The sequence below is a fragment of the Streptococcus alactolyticus genome (assembly GCF_012277075.1).
Classification (GTDB): domain Bacteria; phylum Bacillota; class Bacilli; order Lactobacillales; family Streptococcaceae; genus Streptococcus; species Streptococcus alactolyticus.
This window is the reverse complement of record NZ_JAAXMT010000011.1, coordinates 13964-31907: the sequence shown is the minus strand read 5'-3', so window position 1 is coordinate 31907 and position 17944 is coordinate 13964. Positions and strand designations below refer to the sequence as shown.

General features: G+C 40.0%; 21 protein-coding genes and 1 pseudogene. 3 read left to right on the top strand and 19 right to left on the bottom strand.

Annotated elements, in window-relative coordinates; translation table 11 throughout:
* Window positions 1-229 precede the first annotated feature (229 nt).
* The 8 genes from HFK82_RS06810 to rsmD form a co-directional block, all read right to left on the bottom strand.
* The gene (locus tag HFK82_RS06810; protein ID WP_168261248.1) at window positions 230-1387 is read right to left on the bottom strand and encodes a permease; all 1158 of its coding nucleotides are present in this window, start codon (window positions 1385-1387) and stop codon (window positions 230-232) included.
* Between the two features lie 86 nt (window positions 1388-1473).
* Window positions 1474-1986: a VanZ family protein gene (locus HFK82_RS06805; protein ID WP_168261247.1), complete on the bottom strand. Its 513-nt coding sequence runs from the start codon at window positions 1984-1986 to the stop codon at window positions 1474-1476.
* Window positions 1979-3091, bottom strand: coding sequence for a dual-specificity RNA methyltransferase RlmN (gene rlmN, locus HFK82_RS06800; RefSeq protein WP_154454473.1), 1113 nt, complete (start codon window positions 3089-3091; stop codon window positions 1979-1981). Before rlmN ends, HFK82_RS06805 begins: the two co-directional genes overlap by 8 nt.
* A gap of 21 nt (window positions 3092-3112) precedes the next feature.
* A complete protein-coding gene (locus HFK82_RS06795) occupies window positions 3113-3688 on the bottom strand; it encodes a YutD family protein (protein WP_168261246.1) in 576 nt (191 codons plus the stop codon).
* A 217-nt stretch (window positions 3689-3905) separates the two neighbouring features.
* The gene (locus HFK82_RS06790) at window positions 3906-4145 is read right to left on the bottom strand and encodes a DUF3923 family protein (protein WP_168261245.1); all 240 of its coding nucleotides are present in this window, start codon (window positions 4143-4145) and stop codon (window positions 3906-3908) included.
* A 141-nt stretch (window positions 4146-4286) separates the two neighbouring features.
* On the bottom strand, window positions 4287-5375 hold the full coding sequence (locus HFK82_RS06785) for a SepM family pheromone-processing serine protease (RefSeq protein ID WP_168261244.1): 1089 nt from the start codon (window positions 5373-5375) through the stop codon (window positions 4287-4289).
* Entirely contained in the window at window positions 5353-5850 is a 498-nt protein-coding gene (gene coaD / locus HFK82_RS06780) for a pantetheine-phosphate adenylyltransferase (protein WP_168261243.1), read from the bottom strand. Before coaD ends, HFK82_RS06785 begins: the two co-directional genes overlap by 23 nt.
* Before the next feature lie 22 nt (window positions 5851-5872).
* Window positions 5873-6412, bottom strand: a complete 540-nt coding sequence (rsmD, locus tag HFK82_RS06775; RefSeq protein ID WP_154454478.1) for a 16S rRNA (guanine(966)-N(2))-methyltransferase RsmD — start codon at window positions 6410-6412, stop codon at window positions 5873-5875.
* Between the two features lie 126 nt (window positions 6413-6538).
* Here rsmD and HFK82_RS06770 point away from each other — a divergent pair, with 126 nt between their 5' ends.
* Window positions 6539-7402: a hypothetical protein gene (locus HFK82_RS06770; RefSeq protein ID WP_168261242.1), complete on the top strand. Its 864-nt coding sequence runs from the start codon at window positions 6539-6541 to the stop codon at window positions 7400-7402.
* A gap of 59 nt (window positions 7403-7461) precedes the next feature.
* On the opposite strand, the gene asnA is transcribed toward HFK82_RS06770, so the two are convergent.
* The 3 genes from asnA to HFK82_RS09045 all read right to left on the bottom strand — a co-directional run bounded on the left by asnA (window position 7462) and on the right by HFK82_RS09045 (window position 9296).
* Window positions 7462-8454, bottom strand: coding sequence for an aspartate--ammonia ligase (asnA, locus tag HFK82_RS06765; RefSeq protein ID WP_168261241.1), 993 nt, complete (start codon window positions 8452-8454; stop codon window positions 7462-7464).
* A gap of 360 nt (window positions 8455-8814) precedes the next feature.
* Window positions 8815-9075: a hypothetical protein gene (locus HFK82_RS09050; protein WP_240928928.1), complete on the bottom strand. Its 261-nt coding sequence runs from the start codon at window positions 9073-9075 to the stop codon at window positions 8815-8817.
* Entirely contained in the window at window positions 9063-9296 is a 234-nt protein-coding gene (locus tag HFK82_RS09045; protein WP_235281319.1) for a hypothetical protein, read from the bottom strand. Before HFK82_RS09045 ends, HFK82_RS09050 begins: the two co-directional genes overlap by 13 nt.
* 415 nt (window positions 9297-9711) lie before the next feature.
* Here HFK82_RS09045 and HFK82_RS09040 point away from each other — a divergent pair, with 415 nt between their 5' ends.
* The gene (locus HFK82_RS09040; RefSeq protein WP_235280864.1) at window positions 9712-9993 is read left to right on the top strand and encodes a hypothetical protein; all 282 of its coding nucleotides are present in this window, start codon (window positions 9712-9714) and stop codon (window positions 9991-9993) included.
* Window positions 9994-10036: 43 nt separating this feature from the next.
* Here the strand turns inward: HFK82_RS09040 and HFK82_RS06750 are convergent, their stop codons facing one another.
* The 8 genes from HFK82_RS06750 to HFK82_RS06720 form a co-directional block, all read right to left on the bottom strand.
* Window positions 10037-11812 (bottom strand): oleate hydratase, encoded by a 1776-nt coding sequence (locus HFK82_RS06750; RefSeq protein WP_168261240.1) that lies wholly within the window; start codon window positions 11810-11812, stop codon window positions 10037-10039.
* Window positions 11813-11905: 93 nt separating this feature from the next.
* On the bottom strand, window positions 11906-12268 hold the full coding sequence (locus tag HFK82_RS09035) for a TetR-like C-terminal domain-containing protein (RefSeq protein WP_240928927.1): 363 nt from the start codon (window positions 12266-12268) through the stop codon (window positions 11906-11908).
* Between the two features lie 27 nt (window positions 12269-12295).
* Entirely contained in the window at window positions 12296-12490 is a 195-nt protein-coding gene (locus HFK82_RS09030; protein WP_240928830.1) for a TetR family transcriptional regulator, read from the bottom strand.
* Between the two features lie 320 nt (window positions 12491-12810).
* On the bottom strand, window positions 12811-13365 hold the full coding sequence (locus tag HFK82_RS06740) for a hypothetical protein (protein ID WP_168261239.1): 555 nt from the start codon (window positions 13363-13365) through the stop codon (window positions 12811-12813).
* An 11-nt stretch (window positions 13366-13376) separates the two neighbouring features.
* A complete protein-coding gene (locus HFK82_RS06735; protein WP_168261238.1) occupies window positions 13377-14342 on the bottom strand; it encodes a DUF6287 domain-containing protein in 966 nt (321 codons plus the stop codon).
* A gap of 59 nt (window positions 14343-14401) precedes the next feature.
* The gene (locus tag HFK82_RS06730) at window positions 14402-14920 is read right to left on the bottom strand and encodes an LPXTG cell wall anchor domain-containing protein (protein ID WP_168261237.1); all 519 of its coding nucleotides are present in this window, start codon (window positions 14918-14920) and stop codon (window positions 14402-14404) included.
* Window positions 14917-16959, bottom strand: coding sequence for an SEC10/PgrA surface exclusion domain-containing protein (locus HFK82_RS06725; RefSeq protein WP_168261236.1), 2043 nt, complete (start codon window positions 16957-16959; stop codon window positions 14917-14919). Before HFK82_RS06725 ends, HFK82_RS06730 begins: the two co-directional genes overlap by 4 nt.
* 20 nt (window positions 16960-16979) lie before the next feature.
* The gene (locus HFK82_RS06720) at window positions 16980-17285 is read right to left on the bottom strand and encodes a hypothetical protein (protein WP_168261235.1); all 306 of its coding nucleotides are present in this window, start codon (window positions 17283-17285) and stop codon (window positions 16980-16982) included.
* Between the two features lie 154 nt (window positions 17286-17439).
* Between HFK82_RS06720 and HFK82_RS09025 the strand changes: the two are divergent.
* Window positions 17440-17915 (top strand): annotated as a pseudogene (locus HFK82_RS09025) (IS982 family transposase); the annotation flags it as partial.
* Window positions 17916-17944: the final 29 nt, after the last annotated feature.

The following is a 17944-nucleotide window of genomic DNA, read 5'->3' as shown; positions in this document are numbered from 1 at the left end:
GAAAAACATGTGTTATTTTCAACCATTACCATCAGCCCAATTTTCACAAAAAAACATTACCTATTCGCAGTTACCATGGGCTCCCTGAAAATCATTTTCTGTTACTTTCTGATTGCCTTATATTATACGAGCTTCAAATAGGCTTGTCAATAGATTTTTTTAAATTTTCTAAAAATATTGTTTTCATTAAAAAATCTCTTAACCAAACGAGGTTAAGAGATGAGTTTTTTTATTCAATGGTTAGGTGCACGATTTTCTTATCCGTCACGATGAGTTGCTCTAAGTGGTTGAACAGCCTTATCAGCCAAGTAAAGGCCAGCAAGAAAGCGCTGATTTCAAAGGCAGTCAAAGACAAGTAGTGCACACCTTGGAAGGCAATCTGCAAGACAACTAGCATGCCACCAATGGCGTAAGACATAATCAAAAAGTCCTTGGTGACATTGGGCAGTAGCCAGCGAACACTGATGATTAAAGCGATGATAATCAAAACCAAATAGCCTGCCACACGCGTATGAAGAACATGAGAATTGGCATTATTTGGGAAATAACCAACCGCTCCCAAATCAAGCCCCAGCAAGGTCAACATCACGCGCATCAGCGTCAATTTCCAGTTTTTAGCGTATTTTTCACCCAAGGCGACAAAGAGGTAATCCACCAAGGTCACTAAAATCAAGGCAGACAGCATCAAAGTCAAGTTGAATTGCCAACTGTCCCTTGCCTCTTGCGTGCCTAGGAAACTCAGGTTAAAGTGCCACCATTCCCTAGAACTATTGGAAGCCATGGAAGCAAAGACACCGCTAATCATGATAATGGTAAATACAGTGGTCAACCAAGTCGCCCTAATCTGCTCTGCTATTTGTCCCCAAAAAACGCTGACGGCATAAAGGGCAGCGCCCAAAATCAAGCTAGCCGTGAATTTGTCAAAGGATGCTCCTGTGAAAATCTGCTCCAAAAGCCAGCCCAAAGCCAGCAAGGCCAGCAGCAAAATCACCGTAAAAGATGCCACGATGATGGGCAACATCCGCCAGAATACACGCGCCTTTAGTCCTCCTAAAAATAGCTGACGGTTTCGAATCAAATTGATGGTGAAAACCGTCATCCCTAAAACCCCCGCAAAAGCAATAAGGAAGGTAATAATCGAATAATCCCCCACTAATAAAATTTGGTTTCTATTTTGAAGAGCACTAAGGGCATAAAAAAGCGAACATAGAACCAGTGTTGCCACGATGACGACCCAGCTGGATAGCGTCTGACGCTTGGGTTCTTCGCCCGTTTGGATGAGCAGGCGATTGACATCTAACTCCGCTTCTACCACCTGCCCCTTCTCCAAATGGAGCTGCTGAGCAATCTCTTGGTTTAAAACAATTCGAACATTTTCATTTGCCATACCTACCATTATAATACGCCTACGGAAACTTGTAAAACCTAGGAGAACGTTTACATCATAAAAACCAATTTGCCAAGGCAAATTGGTTAATGACTTGGGTTAAGAAGGCGCACCAGCCAGCGATAAACCAGAAAGGCCAGTACACCACCCAAGGTATTTGTCCATAAGTCATCAATCTCAAAAACACGGTTGGCATTGTACAAGACATCCACCAACAATTGCGTGCTTTCAATGCCTAGGCTAATCAAGAAGGCTAAAAGCGCTGCTTGGCTCAGACTTCGCCACCTTGGAAAAAGGGCAATCAAGCCCAACATCAAAGGAAAGAGTAAAAAGACATTCATGACATTTTGGAGAATGACCCAAAAGATTTCCTTGAAACCTTCTAACTGCCCAAAGGACAAAAAGGTATTAAAAGGTACAAGCAATAAACGCAAACGACCGTAAGCAATCAAGTTTGGGGTTTCGACACCATCAATGATAATGGGTTGTGGAGAAAAGCACATCCAAGCTACCATGAGGGCGTAGAGAATTACCAAGATGCGCGTTAGACGACGCATGGAAGGCACGAGTTCCCCACGGCTATCCAACCAATTAGGCATCTGCTTGCTCTTTCACCGCTGCTTTTTGACGGTCTTTTTTCATGGTATTTGAACGCAATTGACCACAAGCCGCATCAATATCAGTTCCGTGTTCTTGACGCACCACACAATTAACGCCGTTTTTCTTGAGCACATCGTAGAAGGCTGCCACACGCTCCTTACTTGAGCGGCTATATTGGTCGTGCTCTGATACAGGGTTGTAAGGAATCAAGTTGATGTAAGATAATTTGCGGATTTTCTTGGTTAAATCAGCCAATTCTTGAGCATTTTCTGGCGAATCATTGACACCGTTTAGCATGATGTATTCAAAGGTTACACGGCGGTTAGTGGTTTCAATGTAGTATTCAATCGCTGAAAAGAGTTTTTCCAGTGGGAATGAACGGTTGATGCGCATGATTTGAGAACGCAATTCATTGTTTGGCGCGTGAAGAGAAACCGCAAGGTTGACTTGCAAGCTTTCTTGGGCAAATTCACGGATTTTATGAGCCAAACCTGAAGTTGATACGGTAATATGGCGGGCACCAATAGCCAACCCATTGTCATCGTTAATGGTGCGTAAAAAGCGCAGCACATTGTCATAGTTATCAAATGGTTCACCAATTCCCATGACCACCACATGGCTGACGCGTTCACCTTGATGACGTTCGTCAAAGTATTTTTGCACCATCATGATTTGTGATGTGATTTCACCGCTGGTCAAGTCACGTTGTTTTTTAATCAAACCGCTGGCACAAAACGAACAACCGATGTTACAACCCACTTGGGTCGTCACGCAGACTGACAAACCATAGTGTTGACGCATCAATACGGTTTCAATCAGCATGCCATCTGGCAATTCAAATAAGTATTTCACCGTTCCGTCAGAAGCTTCTTGAACAATGCGTTGTTTCAAAGGATTGACACAGAAATTCTCATTTAAAACCGCGATAAAGTCTTTAGAGATGTTGGTCATTTCTTCAAAAGATTGGACGCGTTTGCGGTACAACCAATCCCAAATTTGTGTCGCACGGAATTTCTTTTCCCCGTGTTCAATCGCCCATTCAATCAATTCATCGCGTGTCAAGCCATAAATAGAAGGCTTAACTTCTTTTGTTTCTGTTTGCATGTTGTAAATACAAAATCCTTTCTATCGTTTCTTTTTGGAAATCACAAAATGGTGTGATGTCGAAGTAACTTCTTTTTTGGTCTGACGTTCAGTCAGTGGTTTTTGTTTTTTATCAGAGTGGTGTTTTTTGGTAAAAGATTTGTGATGAGAGCGTTTACGCCCTTTGTCATTCATTTCTTTTGATGCGGACGCTGAGCACTTGCTATGTCGGCTGCTTTTACCTTTTCGGCGCTCATCTGCCTTTTCCTTTCTCGGTGCCTTGTTTTCGAGCACAAAGTAAGCACACCCAAAATTACAATATTCTTTTAAATAGTCTTCTAAATGCGAAATGCAACGTGATTTTTTGACATATCTGTCATCTTTATAAAATCCCTTAAGACGTAACTGGTCGTTGCCCCAGTCACCAACAATGTAATCGTATTTGAGCAAAATATCTGAAAAACGTTGGCTAAAGACAGTCACATCAAGGGCATCTTTTGTATTTTCCAAAATGAACAACTCAATCGTTTCACTTTTAATACGGTCAGGAAAGGCCACAAACTGTGGACCAGGAAACTTGTTGTAGTTGTACATTTCAGGAGAGATCTCTTTTCTCATCGGTCTCCTCTCAATCCATAGTTAAACGCATGCTGCCAGCAAAAAACTTGCTCATTAAAAAAGCTTGGTGGCAGTCGTAACCTTTTTATTATACACTATTTTTTGATTTTTGAAAATCGCCAACCGCTAGTCGCTAGAAAGCTTCCAATAGACTAAAAAAGAAGCTTGTCAGGTTCTTTTGACGCACTTCTTTTTTCTTTTGGTTGACAAACGAGGCTTAACTCCCACTTCTTGCTGATTTGCGACGTTTAAACAGCACATACCCTAAAATCTGACCCAGACACACAATCGCGTAGCAAAGTGCCCAAACAAAGAAGGTTTCCCATTTCATTGCCGTGGTCTGATAAATCCCTTCGTGGTTAATCGAGCGAACAAATATCAGTAAACTGACATCTAAAAAAACAAACAAAATGGCCAAGTTAAACCAGATGATAAAGCGCTTCTGCCAGTTTTTCATAAGTTACTCCTACAAACAATCTATTATTTACGCTTAGTGACATTGTAGCGGAGAAAGCTTAAGAAAAAATTAAAAAATTCATTAAAAAGCCCCTAGGACCTTCTTTCTGCTAGGAGAAGAAGAACTAGGAGCTTTGTTTGTTTATTTATCCGTGTCACGAAGATAGTCAATGGCTTCTTGAACCGTTGTGACAGGGACGATTTTCATATCTGTATCGATGCTTTTGGCAGCCTCAACCGCTTCTTCATAGTTGGTCTTAGCATCGGGGTCTTGCTTCAAGGTTTCCTCATCTACCGGGTTATTTGGCACGAATAAAATATCCGCACCTGATTTTGCCGCAGAGATAACCTTAAGAGCCGCTCCACCGATGTCGCCCACAGAACCATCACTTTCAATGGTTCCTGTTCCAGCAATCTTGCGCCCTTTACGAAGGTTTTCTTGGGTCAATTGGTCGTAAATATCAAGGGTGAACATCAAACCAGCACTTGGACCGCCAACACCACTGGTGTGAAAGTCAACAGGAATGTCTGACGATACTTTGGTATGGTCCACCAAACCAATACCAATTCCATTTTTACCATTTGACAATTCAATGATTTTACCCGTTGCTTCTTTGGCCTTGCCGTCTGAAGTGTATTGAACCGTTACTTCAGAACCCAAATCCAAATCAGCCACATAAGCCATCAGCTCTGCCGAACTGTTAAAGGTCTGACCGTTAATGCCAGTTACAGTATCGGCGATGTTTAAAATGCCCTTGAAGGTTGAATTATCGCTGACGTTTAGGACATAAACTCCTTCATAATCAAGAGTAACAGGTTGGCCAGCCAAAGTCAGTGCTTCATAAGTAGCTGTATTTTGTGAGGTCTGCATATAATAATCATTGATACGCAGGTAATCCTCATTACTGTAACCACCTGTGGTTTCCTTAGCTGTGGAAATCTCGGTATGCGGAGTCAACCAAGCATAAACCAGCTGGGCCAAGGTCGCCTGACTGACCGATACCGCTACAAAATTATAAGACCCTTCTTCGTCATCCTCTTTATTATTAACCGTCAGAACACTGCGCACATCATAGGCACCACCAGGCATTTCGATATAGTAATTCAGCGGGTAAAAGAGGCTAAACAGGAGAAAAAGAACTCCCACAACACCTACAATCCACCACTTAAAACGCTTCAAAAAATGACCGACTTTGCCGAGTGTCTTCTTAAAGCCATTGTTTTTTGTCATTAATTTCCTCCACTTTTGTCATCACACTTTTTGGCACAAAATCAGCAATATCTGCTTGAAAAGCAATCAATTCACGAATGCGGCTCGACGAAATGTGTTGCCACTGAGGCGCTGTCAGCAAAAAGACACTCTCAATCTCTGCTGCCAAATGGTGATTGTAAAAGGCCAAATCTGCCTCGTATTCCAAATCTTTAGCATTTCGAATACCACGCACCAAGTAGCCAACACCCAAACGCTTGGCAATAGCTACCGCCAAGGAATCGTGCGCCATAATCACCGTCACATTGGAAAAAGCCGCCAAAGCTTCTTCCAGCATTTGCTTGCGTTCTTCCACGCTAAAAAAGCCTTTTTTATCACGATTGTAAAAAATGCCCACATACAGCTTATCAAACAAGCGACTTGCACGCGCAATGATATCCAAATGCCCATTTGTCACAGGGTCAAAAGAACCCATCATTAAACCAATTTTAGCCATATGCTTTCCTTTCCAATAGCTCTTATCTCACGTAAACCGTGACCTTGCTAATACCGTAGGTCTTTTGCTTCCAAATACCAAAATGAGAAATCTCCTCAGGCAAATCCACCGCCTTATCGGACTCACAGACAATCATGACCTCCTCAGACAAAAGCCCAGCATCCTCCAAATCCGTGATGTTTTTGATAATCTCTTCCTTGGCATAAGGCGGATCTAAAAGCACCAAATCAAACGGACCTTTGAGCACACCAATTGCTTTATTGGCATCCATTTTCAACAAATGAAACTGATTTTGGGCCTTGGTCATCTTGATATTTTCCGTAATAATAGCCTGCGCTTGACGGTTGCGTTCCACCAAGACCGCCTCGTCCATACCGCGCGAAATAGCCTCAATAGCTAGACTGCCACTTCCCGAAAACAAATCCAAGACCCGTCCTCCATCAAAGTAAGGACCAATCATATTAAAAATAGCTCCCTTGACCTTGTCCGTCGTTGGGCGCGTGATTTTTCCATCTAGCGTCTTTAAAGGACGCCCTCCAAATGTTCCTGCTACAACTCTCATGACACCTATTATAGCAAAAAACAGGGCAATTGCCTTAAAAAACGATAAACTCTAAACGCTATTGACACAATTTTTTAGGATTGATATAATCTGATGAAAAGAATATTATTTTTGGAGGAATGATATATGAAAAAGACGGTCAAACTTGCCGTGCTCTTCATGGCAGCTGCCCTTATGGGAATGACTCCAGATCAAGGATTTTTGCCATCATCAAGTGACAATACAGCAATTGTCTTGGCAGATAGTCACACATCAACAACAAAAGCCAGCACTAAAACAAAAATAAAGAAATCAACTAAAAACAAGAAACTTAACCGAGCTAAAAAAACAGTTAAACAACTAGAAGATGACCAAACCAGAAGCAATTTAGCATACGCTAAAGCAACCGTTGATAATCTTCCTGATTCAACTCAGAAAGAAGCCTTAAACCAACGCATTAATCTTGTCGAACAAAACATCGTCAATGAAGAAGCTAAGACAGCCGTTAAAAACTTAGAAGATAACCACAATCGCGATAACTTGCAAGCTGCAAGAAATCAAGTGAATTTGGTATCTGACGAGGAAACAAAAGCTGACCTTAACAACCGCACGAATTTGGTAGAACAGGCCATTCTCATCACAGAAGCCGATGATGCGGTCAAATACTTAGAAGACAATCAAAGTCGCGACAATATTGCAAATGCCACAGATAAAACCAACTTGGTTAACGACAAGGGCACAAAAGCAAGCCTACAAAATCGTATCACCCTTGTTGAAAATGCCATTTCTACAAAAGAATTAACCGAACAACAAGCGCAGGCTCAAGCTCAAGCTCAAGCTCAGGCTCCTGCTGCCCAACAAGATGATACCACACAAGTTTATATCACTCGAACTGGAAAACGTTACCACTTCAGCCCTGGTTGTCCTGGTTTAAATAATGCTAAAAGCACCACACAAGTTACTCTATCTGACGCAGAAGCTCGAGGCTTAACGAAATGCCAACGTGAATAACATAAAAAGTTGTTAGAAGATTTTCTAACAACTTTTTTGTTTGCATCTTATTCTTCCTGTTAGAGAATGTTTTCGTAGGTATTACGCACTTCTTTTGGCCATACACTTGATTGGACTTCTCCAATGTGTTTTTTACGGAGCAAGAACATTGCTAGGCGTGATTGTCCGATACCACCACCGATAGTGAGTGGGAATAGACCGTTTAAGAGGGCGCGGTGCCACTCTAATTCTAAGCGGTCTTCGTCACCAGTAATTTTGACTTGGCGTTTTAGGGCTTCTTCGTCCACACGAATACCCATTGATGACAATTCCAAGGCAGAGTTCATGGTTTCATTCCAAACAATGATATCCCCATTCAAACCGTGGTAACCATTTTCTGATTCAGAAGTCCAGTCATCGTAGTCTGGGGCACGACCGTCATGAGGTTTTCCGTCTGGTAAAACACCCCCGATACCAATAAGGAAAATCGCACCGTATTCTTTAGCGGCAGCATTTTCACGCTCTTTTGGTGTTAAATCAGGGTAACGCTCCACCAATTCTTCTGTGTGGATAAACGTAATGGTTTTTGGCAAAACCGTTTCAATATCAAAGCGTACTTCAACGGCTAATTCTGTCAATCGAATGGCTTTATAGACTTGCTCCACCGTTTCTTTCAAATAATCAATGTCACGGCGTCCATTTGGGATGACTTTTTCCCAGTCCCATTGGTCCACATAAATCGAATGAATAGGGTCCAGTTCGTCTTCGTCTGGTCTTAGAGCTTTCATATGAACAAAAAGCCCTTCCCCTTCATTGAAGCCAAAGCGTGCTAAGGTATGACGTTTCCACTTCGCTAATGAATGAACCACTTCGTACTCAGCATCAGTGATTTCTTTCACATGGACAGATACGGGATTTTCAATACCATTCAAATTATCTTGCATTCCATCCCCGACCTGGCTAAGAATAGGTCCTTGCACTTCAACAATGCCAAGTTTATCGATCAAGTACTGAGTGAATGTATTCTTGACAAAAGAAATCTCCTGCTGTTGATGAATAAAGCTTTTCTTCATATGCTCCTCCTTAAAATCTTTTTCCCTAATAAACAAGCTCTCAAGTGCCATTCATTAGAATTGTCATACAACAATGGAGTTATTATACACCTATTTGTCTAAAAAAGAAATACTCTTTTGAAAATTTCTAAAATTTTTTAGTTTTAATGTTATATTATCTAACATATTTGGTTATATTCTCCCTAAAAAAGCAAAAAAAGCCGCTAGGACAAGCTTGTCCCACCAGCTTAATGGTTTGGAGATTCTTTTAGAAAATGGGCTTTTTACCGTCAAGCAAGCGGCTTGGTTTTGGTGGTAATTGGCATATATGTAGCAACCACGAAGAGCAAAGAGCAAGGTAATTCAACCAACGATGTAGAATCAAGGATTCCTGCTCATTGAGTAATATTGCGGACTAATGAGAACCCACATATTCCAAAGATTGAAAGACAAGACAGCTACCAAGACAAATACGATGTTAAGTTGCCAGCTAGCTCCAATACGTGTGCCACGTTTTTCCCAAAACAAACCTGGTACCACACAGAGAATGACTTGTGTGAAAATCCAGAATTTAAATATTGATTCATCGTGCAATTCCACGCGCAAGAGATTGACACTGACAAAGAAAATCAAAACTTGCAAACAAGCATCAAAATAATAGCCTTTTGCAAAGTAGTGCCCTTGCCCCAAATCTCTTCTCTTTCATAGGTCACCGCACGCCACAAGCAATACAGCTCAAAAGCCACCCAAACGACTTCACCAAAGGTTCCAAGCAAGAAGAACCAAAAATGGTCATATCGCAAGTAGGCAGAAAGAAAGACCCAAATCCCCATAAAATCAGCAGCACAATAAAAAGTATGCATCCATAGCGGATAAGATCCACTTTTTTTCACAATCAACGATTAAAAACGAGTACACGCAAACTAAAAATCCCAAAATAAGATAATGATAATCATTGTCAAGGTTAGTGCAAAACGAGTTTCTCCAAGGGTCACGTCACAAAATCTTGCAAGGTCACATCAACCTTAGGATAATGGTCAAATATGAAAAAACGTGATGTCTCCTTTATTTTTCTTCATCAGTGAAGATTTTCTATGTAATCATTATAATGAACACAGATACCTATAATAGAATCAAAAGATGTGGATGACATCACCGTCACCGAACTTGCCAAGTTAGCCAATATCGACCGCAGAGGCTAGCTCGCAATTAGACGACATCCTCAACGCACAGGAAGAATTTGATTTTTTGCTCTTTTTTAGCGAGCTAAATCAAATCATGAAAAGCCACCTGAGTTTTTACCAAATCATCGCTCAGAAAAATGCCTATGCTTACTTGATTAAAGATTTTTCACGAATTTTGGAAAAAGGATTGGGCCAACACTACCTGAAAAACCATTCTAGCTTTGAAAACCGTCTTAAAATCAGGTATATGGTAAATGGTATTATGGGAGTCTATATTAACTGGCTGGCACGTCCTGAAAATATCTCTGAAAACGAATTGATTGTCATTCTCAGTGAAATGCTAGAACACAACCTTTGCATACTAATAGACAAATAACCTTGGTGACTAGCACCAAGGTTATTTGTCTTGTCAAAGCAGTTTAGATGACATGGTAACGTTTCAAAATTTTTTCGATGTCTGTGCCTTCGGTCTTTCTTAGGGCTTGTTTCAAGATGAATTTTTCAACGAAATTCAAGTCCAAATCTGTGATTGGTTTGCCATCACGCAAGGCAACGGTAGCACGCAACAAGTCACGCACATCGTAGGTACTACCCCATACTTCTGGCACCCCACGGTCAATGTCTAACAAAGTATAAACAGCTTCCATACCTGTACGGATAGAATATTCCGTGGTGAAAATGGTATCGCGTTCGGTTTCGGCAAATTGACCTAGGAAGGCAAAGTTGACAGCACCATCAGGCACAACGTTTGGACGGTCGCCTTTTTCACGTGGCATAAAGAAGGCAGTGATGTAAGGCATCATGCAAGGAACGGTTTTGGCACTGTTTGTCGCAAGGTCTTCAATCTCATCGACGGGAACACCCATGTGATAAAGCCATTCTTCACAGATTTCTTTACCTGTACAATCACGCATTGTTTTTTTAACAAAGTCACCTTCCTTGTCAGAGAAAAGAGCATACACCCAAACCACTAATTCGTTTTCCGGTTGTGAACGGAATTGTGGTTGACGGTTGACTGTCCAACTCAATAACCAATTAGAATCACGTGCCGTTACAATACCACCTGTCACAACTTTTCCTGAAAATGGGTCACGTTTACAAATCTTTTGAATATAAGCTGGAATCTTATCATCCAAGGTCGTCACAGTCGCACTCATCCAGTTGGATTGTTCGGGGTCATAACAGAATTTATCAGGGTGACCAAAGGAGTCATCTTGAGCAGCAATCTTACGCCACATATCCCAACCGCTACCTTCACGAATGGTCTTGTTGAAGCTTGCTGGGCTGTCTTGGCTACCATAACTTGAATTTTCCACACAACCACCATTTGTGATAAAGACTAAATCATCTTCTGTCAAATCAATGCAGTCTTCTTTACCGTTATGAATAATGTCAATGCATTTTGCAACTTTTTTGTCTTTTTGGCAATCAAATTCGACATTGACCACCTTCGTGTCGTAATGAAAGACCACGCCAAAGGAATTGAGGTAGCTGACCATTGGTAAAATCATGGATTCGTATTGGTTATAACGAGTGAAACGCAAGGCTGTAAAATCAGGCAAACCACTAATATGGTGAATGAAACGTTTGATATACAATTTCATTTCAAGGGCAGAATGCCAATTTTCAAAGGCAAACATGGTGCGCCAGTACAACCAAAAGTTAGAATCAAAGACTTCATCGTCAAAGACTTCGTTGATGCGTTTGTTGTACAAATCTTCATCAGGGGTGAAGAATAATTTCATGATTTCCATGGCTGCCTTATCAGATAAACCAAATTTCTTGTCAGTATGAGCATCTCGCCCTTGTTTTTCTGTCGCACGGCAGAGAGAATAGTTGGGGTCGGCTTTATTGAGCCAATAATATTCATCCAAGACACTCACGCCATCGGTTTCAATAGATGGAATAGAGCGGAACAAATCCCACATACACTCAAAATGATTATCCATTTCACGACCACCACGCATGACATAGCCAATATCAGCGTATTGATAGCCATCACAAGCCCCACCAGGAATGGGGTCTTTTTCTAAAATATGAATGTTTTTCCCTGGCATTTGCCCATCTCGCACGAGGAAACAAGCCGCAGACAAGGCTGCCAAACCAGAGCCAATCAAATAAGCAGACTTATGCTCAACGCCTTCTGGTTTCAAAGGGCGAGCAAATGCTTCGTAATTTCCGCTTGAATAATACATATTGATGACCTCCACTATTTTTAATCGCTTTCATTTTAGGCCTTTACCCATACAAAGTCAATAAACAAATGCTTGGAAGTGATAAAAACTTTATCATTTTAGGGGTTTTGATAAGTTTTTGGACGCAAAGCCCCTCAAGGTCCCAATCAGTGGATCATGTATCAAGCTGGTCAATTGTACTACTAATTCTTGATAATCTGCCTTCATGTCTGACTTGACCCAGTCCAATAACGTACCAATCAAGGCATATTTGTAAAAATTCGCGACAAAAAGCCCTTCCTTGTCCTTCAGGCTAATGCCAGCAGTCGCCACGCTTTTTTCAATGAGTTGGCTCATCAAATGATGGATCACCAGATGCAAATAACGCTCAATCTGCTCACGGCTAACCGCGTGGTAAACACTCATGATAAAGAGCTCGTCTTTTTTAATCATCTCAAAAACGTGCTGCAAAGCCATCTCCCAACTCTCAGTGCTTGGTGCTACTTAAAAAATAGCATTGGCATCCTCAACAAACGACCACTCCACCAAATCATAAATATCCTTGAAATGGTAGTAAAAAGTCATCCGACTAATCCCACACTCATCTGCCAAGTCTTGAATTGTAATCTTGCTCAAGGGCTTCTCCAAAAGCAGACGCTTCAGCGCCTCCTCCAAAGCCCGTTTGGTTACCTGTGTCATTTGCGCCCTCTCTTATCATTATCCCTACCATTATACCAAAAAAATAAGCCCAACCAGATGGTCAGGCTTATGTTTACTTTTTAAGACTTTTGAATCATTTAGGATTTTAGTCCACGTAAATTTATCAAGGTAGCTTTTTTATACAAAACTTATCGTAGATTTTTGATAGTATTAACTGACTGATTAACATCAGTAAGATTTGAAGCAATTGTTGTATTCGTACGAGCAATGTCAGTAGTAAGAGCAATATGAGTCATTTCTAAAGCATTAGAGTACTCTAATAACTCAATCATACGGTCTTGATTAATAAGCTGTTCTTCCTAAAAAATCCCATTTCTTGCTCTACTTTTCTTCTTTATCAGTTGTTCGAATCTCTTTTTTACTTCATCAATAGCAGATTTGACAATATTCTTTGATACTTTTGTTACTGAGTTAGCCACTTTTAAACTTTTTTGACCTAACTCTTTGAAATCTTCAGAGTTAAATTCTATTTTTTCTTCTGTACCATCTTGCTTAGCTAAGAAAACATAAATTGCTATAAAAGCTGACGAAAGGAGTGTCAGGAAAAATCCAATCCCAAAAGAAGCTCCTAACCGAGTAAGTGACTCTTGGTTTGCCATAAAATCACCAATAGCAAAAATAAGTATCAAAACTGAAAGAATTAATAGTGCTAACTTGCGTTTTCGACCTAACGTTTCTGAACCTATCATTGATAACACTAAAATAACTAAAAACATCACTCCAAAACAATAACCATCGTTAAATATATCGTTAACAGCATCTAATGTATAAGAATTGTAAACAATCCAAGGCATAAAGATAGAAATAAAGCCAATAATAGATAAAGTTGCGACATAGATACGTTTATAGTTCATCATTATCTCCTTTAATCAACCTTGTAATAAAACGCACTTGGGTCTGTGTAATTATATTGTTGCCCAGTCCAAATACGATCTTTACTAACATCTGACACTTCATTTTCGAGGGTGTCTGTTACAAAGAATGTTCCTTGGGGTGCAAACTTAATCATATAGCTACCTGTTGGAGCAGCTGAAACACTAGTACTCAATATACCATTTTCAACAGTTGCATTATTAAATGGGTCTACAGTAAGATTGTCTCCTACAATGCCGTTTGCATTAAAAGTAAGGACACCCCCCTTAGTATTTTGCCATGTTCCAGCGATTGAACTGTAATCTTTATTTTGGATAGCATTAATATCCATTTGGGCATCAGCAGCATCAAAAGCAGATTGCCAAGTGAGAGTACTGTAATCCAATGTTTCAACATCTTGTAAGCCATCATCTGCTGTCTCTCCAATTTTATAATCTAACTCTTTGATAATATCCACACCTGTATTGTCAGATTTAAGCTGATAATCCGTTATAGTCCCCTCTCCATTAAATGAAGAGATGTCCATGTAAGATACTTGACCGTTTTTATAAATAGAAAATCCTTGACGAACACCGCCTACTGATGAAACATTAGATGACACTAGCTCTGTTGGAACACCATTCTCTAAATAGTAGAGTGCATAGGCAAAGCTGCCATTTCCAACAATCATTTCATCTGTTCCGTTCCCGTCAATGTCATAAAAAGTGTGCTTTCCGACACGATACTCATTTGGATATGAAGCGATAATATCTGCGTAAAGTTCTTCATCAGATTTTTGTGGTTCTTCCGATGAAGATGATTGCGTTTCTGTGCTTGATGAAGGCTTGGTTGATGAAGATGTTTGACTAGTCTTAGCTTTTGTACTGCTTGTACTTTTAACGTTATCCGTTTTTGTCCCACAAGCTGTTAATATGGCTGCACAAGATAATAGACCAATAATACACTTAAACTTTTTCATGATATTCTTCTTTTTCATATAAAACAACTAACAAGCAACTAGGCTTGTTTGCTTCATTTTTAACAATCTTTTCTCCCTTTTAATTTTATTGCTCCAAACATTCCCATGGCAGTAATAGCTAATCCCATGAGCGTAAATGTTGCTGTATTGTCATCACTTGTATTTGGAAGTTCAGCAGTTGCTTGATAAGTTGGAACGCCTCGGCGGTCAATCACTTTTTGTGTTTCTGCTTTTGTCACTACCTCATGATAAGCTGCTTGGCCATTAGTATCTGTTTGTGCAGATTCACTTGGTTTTGTATCTGTTGTTGGAGTTACAGGAGTTTCTGGTTTGTCTGGTGTTGTTGGTGTATTAGGCACAACAGGTTCATCTTTCTTAGAATCAACTTCTTTAATTTGTTCATCAAGTGAAGCAATTTCTGAAGTGAGTGTTGCAATGTCTTGTTCAATTGAGGCTTGTTTATCACGAGCTTCATTGAGTTCTACGCCCAGTTTACGAAGTAGATCTGGTGTATGCCCAAGTTGGCTGTTAGGATCAAGATCTTCAATTTTACCACCATTTGATAGATATCTATTCATTTGGTCATCAAACCATTCTTGAAGACCTTTGATGTTTTCTCCTTGTTGAGCCACAGCCACTTTAGCATCTGCAAGTTCTTGTTCTTTAGCTTCTTTGGTTTTTTCAAGTTCAGATTTTTCATCAACAATAGGTGTTGTTGGTGTATCATCACATCACCTTTATCGTTGTTATTCAATTCGTCTTGAGCTTTTACAAGGGCATCATAACGAGCTTTTACTTCTTCGTATTTAGCTTGAGCGGCGTCACTTGTTTCTTTCAATGTCGCAAGTTTTGCAAGTTCTGTTTCAAGCTCAGCTTTTGCTGTTGCCAATTTTGCATCGGCTTCTGTTTTAGCGGCTGTTGCTTTACTCAAATTGTCTTTGCTGTTTTCAAGACGATTCAAGTAGTTGATAGCATCTTCCAATGATTGTTTAGCCGCAGTTACAGCATCAATTGCATCACTCAATGCTTGTTGTTTTTCTGTTGAAACGCTTTGAAGTTCATTCAATTTAGCGATTTCTTTAGCAAGCGCATCTTTAGCTTCTGTCCATGCAACAATTTTATCAGCCAAATCAGCTTTCGCTTGTTTCAAAGTTTCTTCTTTTTCAGCTTGACTTGCATGAATAGCATCAAGAGCTTTTTGTGCTGTTTCAACATTTGCTTTGGCTGTTGCAAGGTCAGCTTGAGCTTTAGCCAAATTAGCTTTGGCAGTAGCTGTTTGTTCAGGAACAGCAACAGCGGCGTCATATTTAGCTTGAGCATTAGACAACGCTTGTTTTGCGTCAGCTAAACGTTGTTCTGCATCAGCTTTCTTAGTTTCAGCTTCTGTTTTAACAGCAGTTGCTTTAGCTTTTGTGTTTTCTGCTTCTTTCTTAGTTGCAGTTGCAGATGTGATAGCGTCTTGATATTTAGCGATTTGTTTAGCTTGCTCAGCTTTTGCTGTTTCTTCTGCTTGTTCGTAAGTTGTTACGTAATCAGCAGTATCATTTGCATCAGTATTTCCTGCGAGTGGAACACTAAATACAAAGTGAATTTGTGCGAAATCACCAAGACCTTTATAATTAGAGAAGAAGCTGTATGTTACACCCATTTGCGCTGTTTCTTCAAGAATAATTTCAGCGTGATGAAGTTCATCACTAGAAAATACCATGAGAGTAATAGCTTCATAAATGTCTTGTTTGATTTGAGCCATAGTCATATAACGACTGTCTGTGTTTGTTGATGCTATACATTCTGAACTATATGCAGAATTTGCGGCGGCTGCACCAGTTTTTAGAGCAGATTCATCATGACCTTTATTATCAAAAGCAAACCAGTTATCAGCTTCGTATTGTTTAGCAACTTGAGTAACAACATTGATAGAGTTTGTTGAAATAGTAACTGCTGGTTTACCAAGTTGTTTACGCAAATCATTAATTACTTGAGCCGCATATTCATTAATTTCTTTAAGTTGTTCTGATATTGGGTTTGAAATATCAACAGTTGTATTGCGGTCAGCTTCTGTTGTATTTGTTTGAACATTAAATGCGGGAATTTGATATGATTTGTTCAACTCCATTGTCGCCTTTTGGGCTTCTTCCATGGATGTATATCCGCCAGTACCATCCAAATCATAACCTTCAGGTAATGTTGGTTTTGGAGCTGTTGGTGTTGTTGCAGTATTTTTTTCAATTTCTTTGATTTTATCTGCGTTTTCAGAAATTGTTTTATCTGCTTCTGCGATTGTTTTATCAGCGTCAGCAATAGTGGCGTCGCTATCGGCAATTGTTTTATTTGCGTCTGCGATTTCTTGTGAAATAGCGCCTGTATCTGTTTGAGTTGCTTTTTCTACATCAGCTTTTGCATCATCAATAGCCGCTTGACGATCACTATCTGCTTTTTCTGTAGCGGCTTTATCAGCTGTTGCGTTGTTAACTGCGTCGCTAGCTGCTTGTTCGTTTGCTTTAGCATCATCAAGTGCTTTTTGCGCATCAGCGTCTGATTGTTCACCATCAACAATCTTTTGTGCCGTATCAACAGCATTTTGAGCGGCATCAACATCAGCTTTAGTATCAGCCATGGTTTGATTTGCGTCAGATACTACGTCTTGTTGATCAGATACAGCTTGGTTTGCTTTGTTAACTTCATCTTGAGCTTTATCAGCGTTTGTTTGAGCGTTATTAACAATTTCTTGTTGAGAGTCAGTAGCGGCTTGTGCTGTGTCAGCATCAGCTTTAGCGGTATCGACCTCTTCTTTGACAGTATCAAGAGAATCAGATACTTGCGCTTGTGTTTCAACAGAAGCGTCATCAATTTCATCAGCGGTACATGAGTTGTTGATTTAACGCTAACACCAGCAAGTGCAACAGTAATAGCGGCAGATGTGAGTAATTGTTTGCGATTCATAGAATTTCGTTATCTCCTTACCATTTATCACTAACTACCCGTGGTGCTAGTTAAATTTAAGATACGAAAAAAGCCCAAATGGACTATACTGTAAGTGACAACTAAACAGGAGGTAGTCCAAATGAGCCATTTACAGTATACCGCTAAATCTCATCTTAGAAATTTTAAAACTAGGATTTTTCGGGACGAACAGGCTGATATTTCCTTTAATTCAGCTAAACAAATGTGGTTTTATGGTTTCAAGGTGCATATGTTGGTAACCTTATCAGGTTACGTTGTGAACTACCTCGTGACACCTGCATCACCCCATGATAGTAAAGCCTGTGAGGAATTACTGGAAGATACAATTTTCTTATGATTTTAGCGGATTTAGGCTATATTAGCCAATCATTGAAGCAACGATTAGCACAAAAATGATACCAGCTTGGGACACCGTTACGTCAAAACCTGAGCGAAGCTAAACATCATGATAATTGGAAATTAATGGCTAAACGACGAACTATTGAAACGAGATTTTCGGTACTCTGTACAGAATTTGATATTCAAAGACCCCTTGTTCGTAGCTTATGCGGACTGGAACTGTGGTTAGAAAGTATTATTTGGGTTTATAATTTGAGATTTTTCAACTAGCACCACGGGTAATCTTTATAATAATATAT